The sequence below is a fragment of the Streptomyces sp. NPDC057438 genome, assembly GCF_042802995.1.
Lineage (GTDB): Bacteria > Actinomycetota > Actinomycetes > Streptomycetales > Streptomycetaceae > Streptomyces.
Map to the genome: position 1 here is coordinate 1 of NZ_JBHVDD010000158.1, position 9,551 is coordinate 9,551.

Consider the following 9,551-nt stretch of genomic DNA (forward strand, 5'->3'; position numbering starts at 1 on the left):
GCCGACGTCATCGCCGAGGCCCTCAAGCCCTCGTACGACACCGAAGCCCTCAAGACCCGGGTCAAGGCCCTCGCCGACAAGCACCCGCTGTACCCCGGCCTGTAACCGACAACCTCCCGCAGGGGACGCGCCGTCACCGGTCGGTGCGTCCCCTCCAACTCCACGGAGCGTGGCGTGGCAATCAGCGTCTTCGACCTGTTCTCGATCGGCATCGGCCCGTCCAGCTCGCACACCGTGGGCCCGATGCGTGCCGCCGGGATGTTCGTCAGGCGGCTGAAGCAGGACGGGATGCTGGCCCAGACCGCCGCCGTAAGGGCGGAGCTGTTCGGTTCGCTCGGCGCCACCGGGCACGGCCACGGCACCCCCAAGGCGGTGCTGCTCGGTCTGGAGGGCAACGAGCCGCACACGGTCGATGTCGCCCAGGCCGACGTGGACGTCGAACGCATCCGTGCCACCGGGCGCCTCCGTCTCCTCGGCGCGGAGATCGGCCCCGCCCACGAGGTCGCCTTCGACGCCTCGGCCCACCTGGTCCTGCACCGCAGGAGGTCACTGCCGTACCACGCCAACGGCATGATCCTCTTCGCCCACGACGCCGAGGGCACCCTCCTGCTGGAGAAGACCTACTACTCCGTGGGCGGCGGTTTCGTCGTCGACGAGGAAGCGGCCGGCGCGGACCGCATCAAGCTCGACGACACGGTGCTGCCCCATCCGTTCAGCACGGGCGACGAACTGCTGCGGCTCGCCCGGGAGACGGGGCTGTCGATCTCCGCGCTGATGCTGGAGAACGAGAAGGCCTGGCGTACCGAGGCCGAGATCCGCGCGGGCCTGCTGGAGATCTGGCGTGTCATGGAGGCGTGCATCTCCCGGGGGCTGGGCCGCGAGGGCATCCTCCCGGGCGGTCTGAAGGTCCGTCGCCGGGCCGCGGCGGCCGCCCGCGCCCTGCGCAGCGAGGGCGATCCGCTGCCCCGCGCCATGGAGTGGATCACGCTCTACGCGATGGCGGTCAACGAGGAGAACGCCGCCGGCGGCCGGGTCGTCACCGCGCCGACCAACGGCGCGGCCGGCATCATCCCGGCCGTCCTGCACTACTTCCTGGAGTTCGTGCCCGGCGCCGACGAGGACGGCATCGTCCGCTTCCTGCTCGCCGCCGGAGCCATCGGCCTGCTGTTCAAGGAGAACGCCTCCATCTCCGGCGCCGAGGTCGGCTGCCAGGGCGAGGTCGGCTCCGCCTGCTCCATGGCCGCGGGCGGCCTCGCCGAGGTCATGGGCGGCAGCCCCGAACAGGTCGAGAACGCGGCCGAGATCGGGATGGAACACAACCTCGGCCTGACCTGCGACCCCGTCGGCGGCCTCGTGCAGATCCCCTGCATCGAACGCAACGGCATGGCAGCCGTCAAGGCTGTCACCGCCGCCCGCATGGCGCTGCGTGGCGACGGCCGCCACCACGTCTCCCTCGACAAGGTCATCAAGACCATGAAGGAGACCGGCGCCGACATGAAGGTCAAGTACAAGGAGACCGCCCGCGGCGGCCTCGCCGTCAACGTCATCGAGTGCTGAGCGCCCGGGAGCACCGGCCGCGGACCCGACGACAGAACTGGGAGTGAGGCCATGGGCCGGGTCACCGAACGACGCCGGGTGCTGCGGATCAGGGACGGGGTAGAGAGCACCCGCCCCGACACACTGGTCGCCGAGGAGCCGATGGAGATCCGGCTGGGCGGCAGGCCGCTGGCCGTCACCATGCGCACCCCCGGCGACGACTTCGCCCTGGCCGCCGGGTTCCTGGTGAGCGAGGGCGTCGTGAGCCGGGCCTCGGACGTGGCGAACATCGTGTACTGTGCGGGCGCCACCGAGGACGGCCGGAACACCTACAACGTCGTCGACGTCCGGCTCGCGCCCGGTGTGACGCTGCCCGACATCACCCTGGAACGCAACGTGTACACCACCTCGTCGTGCGGCCTGTGCGGGAAGGCGAGCCTCGACGCCGTACGGACCACGGCGCGGTGGCCCATCGCCGACACGCCCCCGGTCCGGGTCACCCCCGGCCTGCTGGCCCTCCTCCCGGACCGGCTGCGGGCCGCGCAACAGGTGTTCGACCGGACCGGCGGACTGCACGCGGCCGGACTGTTCTCTCCCGAGGGCGACCTGCTGGACCTGCGGGAGGACATCGGCCGGCACAACGCCGTGGACAAGGTGGTCGGCCGAGCGCTCCGGTCCGGCGAACTCCCGCTGTCCCGAACCGTTCTGCTGGTCTCCGGACGGGCCTCCTTCGAACTGGTCCAGAAGGCAGTCATGGCGGGCATCCCCGTCCTCGCCGCCGTCTCCGCGCCGTCCTCCCTCGCGGTGGACCTGGCCGTCGAGACCGGCCTCACCCTCGTCGGCTTCCTCCGCGGCGGATCCATGAACGTGTACGCGGGGGAACACCGGCTCGACCTGAGGGCGGAGGCGGCGGCCGTCTCCGGCGCCTGACCCCCTCTCAGCGAGCGGCGGGGGGTCCTGTCAGCTTGGTAAGGCTTGCCTAATAGACTGATCGCGCCTCTGGACGCCGCTGCCGCGCGCCGGGGGCGCGATCCGCCCGCCGCCAGACAGGACCGACCATGCGCACCACTCCCCGCCGCCTTCTGACGGCGCTCGCCCTCACCCCGATGCTCGCCGGCTGTTTCGTCTCCGGCGAGGACGGACCGGGTGCGAGCGGTGCGCCGGGCGCCGACGGCCGCCTGCGCATAGCGCTCGCGGTGCCGCCGGTCCAGGCCCTGTCGCCGTACAGCAACGACGCGACCGTGCTCAGCAAGCTGTCCGTGGCCGAAGGGCTCACCGCCCTGGACGAGGACGGCGCCGCCGCACCCGCCCTGGCCAAGTCCTGGGCACGGAAGGACGATACGACCTGGGTGTTCCAGCTGCGCAAGGCCACCTTCCAGGACGGCACCGACGTCACGGCAGAGTCGGTCGTCAACGCGCTCGACCACGCGAACGAGGCCGAGACCAAGCCGCGCGTCCTGAGCGACATCACGCTGACCGCCAAGGCCGACGACACCGACACCGTCACCATCACCACCAAGACGGCCGACCCGGTCCTTCCGCTGCGGCTCGCCAGCCCCGCCCTCGGCATCCTCGCCGAGAAGGCGTACGCCGCCGACGGCACCGTCAGCCCCGTCGGCACCGGCACCGGCCCGTTCACGATCACCCGGCTGACCGGAAAGACCAAGGCCACCCTCGACCGCTACGACGGCTACTGGGGCGGCAAGGCCAAGACCTCCGGCATCGACGTCAGCTGGATCGCCGACGGCACAGCCCGCGCCAACGCCCTGCGCGGCGGCGACGTGGACATCGCCGAGTGGATCCCCACCGCCCAGGCGAAGCTCCTCGACGCCAAGACGCGTCACGAGGTGCCCTCCGTACGCACCGACAGCCTGATCCTCAACACCGGCGGCGGCCTCCTCGCCGACGCGGGGCTGCGCGCCGCGGCCCGTGCGGCCGTGGACGGCGGCGTCCTCGTCGACTCGGTCTTCGGCGGATACGCGGACCCCGCACAGGGGCTGTTCGGGCCGGCCGTGTCCTGGGCCGCCGACCGGCGGGTCGAGGTGACCGGCCGGGCGAAGGCGGCGACCACCACCCAGGTGAAGGCGGAGACGAAGGGCAGGACCCTGCGCCTGGCCACGTACACCAACCGGGCCGAACTCCCCGAGGCCGCCTCGGTCCTCCAGCAGCAGCTGGAGAAGGCCGGGTTCACCGTGAAGCAGGACGTGCGCGAGTACACGCAGATGGAGGCGGACCTCCTCGCGGGCAAGTACGACGCCCTCGTCTTCTCCCGGGTCACGCTCCTCGACACCGGCGACGCGGTGGCCTACCTCGCCAGCGACTTCACCCGGGACGGCGTCTACAACATCGCGGGCCTCAAGGACACCGAGGTCGACAAGGCCATCAAGTCCGCCGCCGCGGAAGGCGACACGGCCGAGCGGCAGAAGAAGATCATGCGCGCCGAGGCGGAGATCCTGCGCACCGACGCCGTCGTGCCCCTGGTCCACGAGAAGGTCGTCCAGGGCATCTCCGGTGATGTCGAGGGCGTCCTGCTCGACCCCCGCGAGCGCTCCCTCGTCGACGTCGACACCCACCTGAAGTAACCGCCGATGAGCACGATGCCGTCGGCCGGCGCCCGGAGCCGCCCGACCCGGTGGCGCGCGGGGGCCGGCCGGGTCACGGCGGCGACCGCGCTGCTGACCGCCGTCGCCTTCCTGCCCTGGCTGTCCGGAGTCGACCCCGCCCTGACCGTGCTGCGCGCCCGCTCCGCCGACCAGGACCCCACCCCCGCCCAGTTGACCGCCGTACGCGAGCAACTGGGTCTGGACGAGGGGCCGTTCGCCCACATCGGGCGATGGGCAGCCGGACTGGCGCGCGGGGACGCGGGCACCTCCTGGGTGTCGGGCGAACCGGTGCTGCCGCAGGTGACGACCGCCCTCGCGGTCTCCGTCACGCTCATGCTCGGCGCGTTCGCGGTCACCGTCGTGGTGGCCGCGCTGGTCTGCGCCCGTACCCTGCGCCTCGGCGCGCGGCGCGACCTGCGGAGCAAGCGGGCGGGGACCGGCGCCGCCGTCCTCGCCGCGCTGCCCAAGTTCCTGCTCGCCTCACTGCTGGCGACGGTGTGCGGGGTGTGGCTGGGCTGGTTCCCGTCCCAGGGCTGGGAGGGGCCGCGCTCGATGGTGCTGCCCGCCCTCGCCCTCGGCGTGCCCTCCGGAGCGATGATCGGCGGCCTGCTCGACCAGTCCCTGCCCGCCGCCTTCAACGAGCCGTGGGCCCGGACCTGGCGGGCCGCCGGACTGCGCGGCGGCCGCATCGCGCGCACCGCGCTGCGCCGCGCCCTGGCCGGGGTGCTCCCCCAACTCCTGCCGACCGTCGTCGCCCTGGTCGGCGGCGCGGTCGCGGTGGAGCGGATCTTCAACATCCCCGGCCTCGGCCGGCTCGCGCTGGACGCGGCCATCGCCCAGGACCTGCCGCCGCTGCAGACCGCGACACTGGCCCTGGTCCTGCTCGGCGTCTGCGCGGGTTTCGCGATCGGGGCGGTGCGTCACGCCCTGCTCGGCCCCGCCCTGCGGGACGCCGCCCTGCCCGCCCTGCACCCGCCCGCTCTCGTACGGACCCGCGCGCTGCCCTGGGTCATCGGCTGCTGCGCGAGCGCCCTGCTCGCCCTGGTGGTGGCCGGCCTGCTGCGTGACCCCCTCCACGTGGAGACGACGGCCCGGCTGCTGCCCCCGTCCCTCGCGCACCCTCTCGGCACCGACTCGCTCGGTCGCGACCTGCTGGCCCGGCTCGGACACGGGGCCCTGCGCACGGTCGGCGTGGCCCTCGTGGTGACCGTGGTGGGCGCCCTCGTCGGCCTGGCCGTCGGGACGGCGACACAGGTGGGGGCCGGGCTGACCGAAGTGGTGTCGACACTGCCGGCCGTCCTCGCCGGTCTGCTCACGACCGCGGTGACCGGACCGTCGTGGTGGGGCGCCGCGTGCGCGGTGTGCCTGGTGGCCTGGACGCCGTACGCGGCGCAGGCGGCCGCCCTGCTCGAACAGGAACGGGCCAGCGGCCACCTGCTCGCGTCGGTCTCCTTCGGTGCGGGCCCCGCCTACCTCCTGCGCCACCACCTGCTGCCCGCGGTGCTGCCCGCGCTGGTGCGCAACGCGCTGCTGCGCCTGCCCACCACGGTCCTCGTCCTGGCCTCCCTGGGCTTCCTCGGCCTGGGCGAGCAGCCGCCCACCCCCGAGTGGGGCCGCCTGCTCTCGGAGAACCAGCCCTACGTGGAACTGGCCCCCTGGACCGTCCTCGGCCCGGCCGCCGCCCTCGTGCTCCTCTCCGTCCTGTCCGTCTCCGTCACGGCATGGACCCGCACCCGGCCCCGGACGGCCCCCGCCGCCTGACGCCGGAACCCCGGGGGCGTGCCGACCACGGGTGGTCGAGGCCCGCGCCCCAGGCTCCAGCCGCTCAGGAGGCGGCGGCCGCCTCGGCCGTCTCGGCGACCTCGCCGGCGCGCGCCGCTTCGTCCCGCGCCATGCGCAGGAAGCGCCGGATCGCCTCGGCGGACATGTCGAGCGCTTCGGACGCGGCATCCTCGTCGCCGAACATCTGAACGGCCTCGGTGACGGCCACGGCCAGTTCGGTCTCCGCCTTGCGGACCTTGACCTCGGCCTTGTCCACGGTGTCGACGACCGCCAGCTGGCGGCGCTGCTTCTCCTGGAGTCGCTGTTTGCGGGAGAGTGTCTTGTCGGAGTTCTGCACAGTCATGACCAAGATCATAAGGTTCGGGCGCGCCCCCATGAAATCGCCAACCGACCTGCCGTACGGCGGTGTTGGGGGCGTGACTCGCCCTACACCGCCACGCTGGACACGAGAAGGGGGAACATGCGTTCTCTGACCTTCGTCTTCGGTACGGGACGCAGCGGCTCGACCGCGCTGTCCCGCATCCTCAACTCCCACCCGGACGTACTGAGCCTCAACGAGTACATGGCCTCGGTGGGCGACGCGTCCTTCCCCGCGGGCGAGGTGGACGGCGAGGAGTTCTGGCAGGCGCTCCACCGGCCCGCACCGCACTTCGAGCGGATGATCCGCAGCGGGGTGCCGCTGCCGGAGTTCCTCCACACCCGCGTCCCCGGCCGGTACGCCTCCGAGACGAAGGGCATTCCCGCCCTCTCCCTGATGGTGCTGCCCCATCTGACCGACGACCCGGACGGACTTCTCGACGACCTCGGCGCGGCGGTCCCCCGGTGGCCGGTGCGCACCGCCGCCGAACACCACCGGGCCCTGTTCGGCCTGCTCTGTGCCCGGTTCGGCCGCACGGCCGTCGTGGAACGCTCCGGCTACTCGACCGGCTGGGCGCCGGGGCTGCGGGACGCCTTCCCCGACGCCGGGTTCGTGCACATGTTCCGCGACGGCCCGGACTGCGCCCTGTCCATGAGCCGTCATCCCGGATACCGTGCGATCTCCCTGCTCCGCGAGATCAAGGCCCGCTCCGGCGTCGACAGCTTCGCCGACCTGACCCCCGAGCACGTCCGCGCGCTGCCCCCGGACCTGGCGCCCCTGCTCGGCGAACGCTTCGACCCCGCGCTCGTGCGCGACCGCCGCATTCCCCTGCGCACGTTCGGTGTCCTGTGGTCAGAACTCGTCGTCGAGGGAACGGAGTTCCTCGCGGGTCTCCCCGCCGGCCGGCGCACGACCCTCGCCCACGAGAACCTGCTGGACGACCCGGCCGGAGAACTGACCCGGCTGGCGGACTTCATCGGCGTGGACCCACGGCCCGAGTGGCTGCGCACCTCGTCCGCCCTGCTGGACCACAGCCGGCGCGGCTCGGCCCGCGGCCTGCCCGCCGCCGAACTCGCCGAACTGCGGGCGGAGTGCGCGCGGGGCGACCACGCCCTCCGCGCCTGGCGTTGACCCCGCGGTGACGAGGCGGGTGGGGGCGGCGGGAACATTCGGGCGCGCCGCCTCGTTGCCCCCGCGTCCGTCCCTGTCGTCCTCCCTGGGAGCATCGTGCCGAAGCCCACGCCCGCAACCTCCGTAGTCCTCCCCGCACTTCCGCCCCTGAGCGCACAGGCCGAGCGACTGATCGAGCTGGGCGTGCACGAGATCGCCGGACTGTCCGCCGACGAGGTGCGTGCCTACGCCGAGGGCGCCGGGGCCGCCCCGGCTCCGGCACCCGGCGGCGGCGTGCTGCTCGCCGTCCACCCGGATCTCGCCCCCGCCTCCGCCCTCGCGCCGCTGATGCGCCGGGACGGCAGGCCCGGGTTCGTCGTCACCGACATGTCCGACGTCGACCGTTTCACGCCCTCCGCCATCGAGCTCCCCGAGACCCCCCTCCACCTCGTCGGCGGGCTCGACCGGGGCGACCACATGGCCGACTGGAGCCCCGAGGAGGCCCTGCCCGCCCTCACCGAGGAGGGCCGCACCCCGCTGCTGCTCACCGAAGGCATCCACTGGGTGCTCCAGCAGCCGGAGATCCTGGAGCGCAACCACTGCTTCATGACCATCGGCTCCCGGCTGCGCAAGGACAACGGCACGCCGGACGCCCGGACCCCCGCGATCTGGATCAGCAACGGCTCCGGGCGTGACGGCGTCGAACGCCGCGACGCCCCCAAGGTCGGCTGGTGCTGGTGGGGCAACCGGCACACCTGGCTGGGCTTCGCCTCCGCGACGGGCCGCGCGGGTGCGGGCGTCCGGCGGGGAGGCGGGTCCGCCACCGGGGTGTGATCCCCGGCCAGGTGTGACGGCGCACGCCCCATGGCGCCCCCGGCGACCGGGGGCGCCATGGGGCACGGGGACACCCCCTCGGGTGGCGGGGCGGGACCGGACACCTGACGGATACTGCGGGCCCGGCGCACTCCCCAGCCTGGAGGCATGACCCAGGACGCAGACCCCGCGGCACTCGCGGCACCTGCCACCGGCGGCCGGGACGAGGCCGTCGGCACGGAACGGCCCGAGGCCCCGCGAGGCGACCGGCTCTCGGTGGGCCGCCTGATCGGTGTGGATCGGGCCCGGGGGCTCGCGGTCTTCGGGATGTACGCGGCCCACGTCGGCCCCGACCCCTCCGAGGGCGGCACGACCGGCTTCCTCATGGAACTGGCGCACGGACGGGCCTCCGCGCTCTTCGCGTGTTCCTGGCAGGCTTCTCGATCATCCTGATGACCGGCCGGCGCGCCCCGAAGACGGGCCGCGCCGGGGCGGGCAGGACCGTCCGGCGGCGGGGAGTCAGGGCGTGAAGACCTCGTCGAGGCGGTCGATGGAGCCGTCGGCTCCGAGGTGGTAGGTGAAGACCAGGCCGGAGTTCGGGTGGGCCTCCAGCCAGTCGAGGAACTCCTGGACTCCGATGGGCTGGTTCTCCGTGCTTTCCACGATGGGGTCGGTCACGGTGATGTCGGCGGCCTGGTCCAGCGGGATGAAGGTCTCCTTGCCGACGGTCTCGAACGGCGCGCCGTCCGAATCGGGGGTGCCGCAGCCCCAGTTGCCGTGCTTGACGATCAGGCTGAGGAACCCCCCTTCCGGGGTGTAGCGGTAGACCGCGATCTCGTCCGGGGAGATCGGCATCTTGTGGTCGCAGTCGTCAACCTCGCCGTCTCCGCCCGCCGGGGGAGTGGCGGCGGAGACCGGTGACTTGGAGGCGGCCGGAGCGTCCGCGGGTGCCTTGTCCCCGTCGCCCGGCTCCTCGGACGCCTTCGCGTCGGGCTTGTCGGCCGTGGTGCCGGCCTCGGCCCCGCCCTTGTCCTCGGTGCCGCTCGTCGCCGCGGAGGTCGGCTTCGGGTCGCCGCCCTTGTCCGCCGTACCGCCGTCACCCGAGCATCCGGCGAGGCTCAGCGCACCCGCGGCGCACACACCCACCACGGCCGCCTTGACGGCGCCCGGTCTGCGGCGGCTGTGCCTCGGTGTCAGGATCATGGTTTCGTCCCCCATCGTGGGTGTGCGTGGTCTCCGTCGGCCGTGCCGGCTCGGGAGCGAGGGACGAGTTTCAGCCGTCGGCAGTTGCGCGTCCTGGCTAGATTGTGCACGTTGCCGACGACGGGCCGGACCGCGGCCTCGCGGTC

The 9,551-nt window shown here is 73.3% G+C and carries 8 protein-coding genes and 1 pseudogene; 7 read left to right on the forward strand and 2 right to left on the reverse strand.

All coding sequences use genetic code 11. The features are described from left to right. Positions 1 to 174 precede the first annotated feature (174 nt). The 4 genes from ACFU5F_RS41320 (at position 175) to ACFU5F_RS41335 (ending at position 5,900) form a co-directional block, all read left to right on the forward strand. The gene (locus tag ACFU5F_RS41320; protein WP_383898709.1) at positions 175 to 1,557 is read left to right on the forward strand and encodes an L-serine ammonia-lyase; all 1,383 of its coding nucleotides are present in this window, start codon (positions 175 to 177) and stop codon (positions 1,555 to 1,557) included. 51 nt (positions 1,558 to 1,608) lie between these two features. After that, the gene (gene fdhD, locus ACFU5F_RS41325) at positions 1,609 to 2,466 is read left to right on the forward strand and encodes a formate dehydrogenase accessory sulfurtransferase FdhD (protein WP_383898710.1); all 858 of its coding nucleotides are present in this window, start codon (positions 1,609 to 1,611) and stop codon (positions 2,464 to 2,466) included. Positions 2,467 to 2,594: 128 nt separating this feature from the next. Beyond that, positions 2,595 to 4,118, forward strand: a complete 1,524-nt coding sequence (locus tag ACFU5F_RS41330) for an ABC transporter substrate-binding protein (protein WP_383898712.1) — start codon at positions 2,595 to 2,597, stop codon at positions 4,116 to 4,118. Positions 4,119 to 4,124: 6 nt separating this feature from the next. Further along, positions 4,125 to 5,900 carry an ABC transporter permease subunit gene (locus ACFU5F_RS41335; RefSeq protein ID WP_383898714.1) on the forward strand — a complete coding sequence of 592 codons (1,776 nt, stop codon included), beginning with the start codon at positions 4,125 to 4,127 and terminating at the stop codon, positions 5,898 to 5,900. 64 nt (positions 5,901 to 5,964) lie between these two features. Here ACFU5F_RS41335 and ACFU5F_RS41340 read toward each other — a convergent pair whose 3' ends face one another. Next, complete coding sequence (locus ACFU5F_RS41340; protein WP_383898716.1) at positions 5,965 to 6,264, reverse strand: hypothetical protein; 300 nt, start codon at positions 6,262 to 6,264, stop codon at positions 5,965 to 5,967. A 117-nt stretch (positions 6,265 to 6,381) separates the two neighbouring features. On the opposite strand from ACFU5F_RS41340, the gene ACFU5F_RS41345 reads away from it, so the two are divergent. The 3 genes and pseudogenes from ACFU5F_RS41345 to ACFU5F_RS41355 form a co-directional block, all read left to right on the forward strand. Further along, the gene (locus tag ACFU5F_RS41345) at positions 6,382 to 7,410 is read left to right on the forward strand and encodes a sulfotransferase (RefSeq protein WP_383898718.1); all 1,029 of its coding nucleotides are present in this window, start codon (positions 6,382 to 6,384) and stop codon (positions 7,408 to 7,410) included. A 96-nt stretch (positions 7,411 to 7,506) separates the two neighbouring features. Further along, entirely contained in the window at positions 7,507 to 8,223 is a 717-nt protein-coding gene (locus tag ACFU5F_RS41350) for a DUF5701 family protein (RefSeq protein ID WP_383898719.1), read from the forward strand. 147 nt (positions 8,224 to 8,370) lie between these two features. Continuing rightward, positions 8,371 to 8,693 (forward strand): annotated as a pseudogene (locus ACFU5F_RS41355) (hypothetical protein); the annotation flags it as partial. 28 nt (positions 8,694 to 8,721) lie between these two features. On the opposite strand, the gene ACFU5F_RS41360 reads toward ACFU5F_RS41355, so the two are convergent. After that, entirely contained in the window at positions 8,722 to 9,405 is a 684-nt protein-coding gene (locus tag ACFU5F_RS41360; protein ID WP_383898720.1) for a hypothetical protein, read from the reverse strand. Positions 9,406 to 9,551: the final 146 nt, after the last annotated feature.

Bases quoted from the DNA above. Each gene is read 5' to 3' on its own strand.
- ACFU5F_RS41360 (WP_383898720.1), bottom strand. From the start codon at position 9,405: ATGATCCTGACACCGAGGCACAGCCGCCGCAGACCGGGCGCCGTCAAG.
- ACFU5F_RS41345 (WP_383898718.1), top strand. From the start codon at position 6,382: ATGCGTTCTCTGACCTTCGTCTTCGGTACGGGACGCAGCGGCTCGACC.
- fdhD (WP_383898710.1), top strand. From the start codon at position 1,609: ATGGGCCGGGTCACCGAACGACGCCGGGTGCTGCGGATCAGGGACGGG.
- ACFU5F_RS41340 (WP_383898716.1), bottom strand. From the start codon at position 6,264: ATGACTGTGCAGAACTCCGACAAGACACTCTCCCGCAAACAGCGACTC.
- ACFU5F_RS41330 (WP_383898712.1), top strand. From the start codon at position 2,595: ATGCGCACCACTCCCCGCCGCCTTCTGACGGCGCTCGCCCTCACCCCG.
- ACFU5F_RS41335 (WP_383898714.1), top strand. From the start codon at position 4,125: ATGAGCACGATGCCGTCGGCCGGCGCCCGGAGCCGCCCGACCCGGTGG.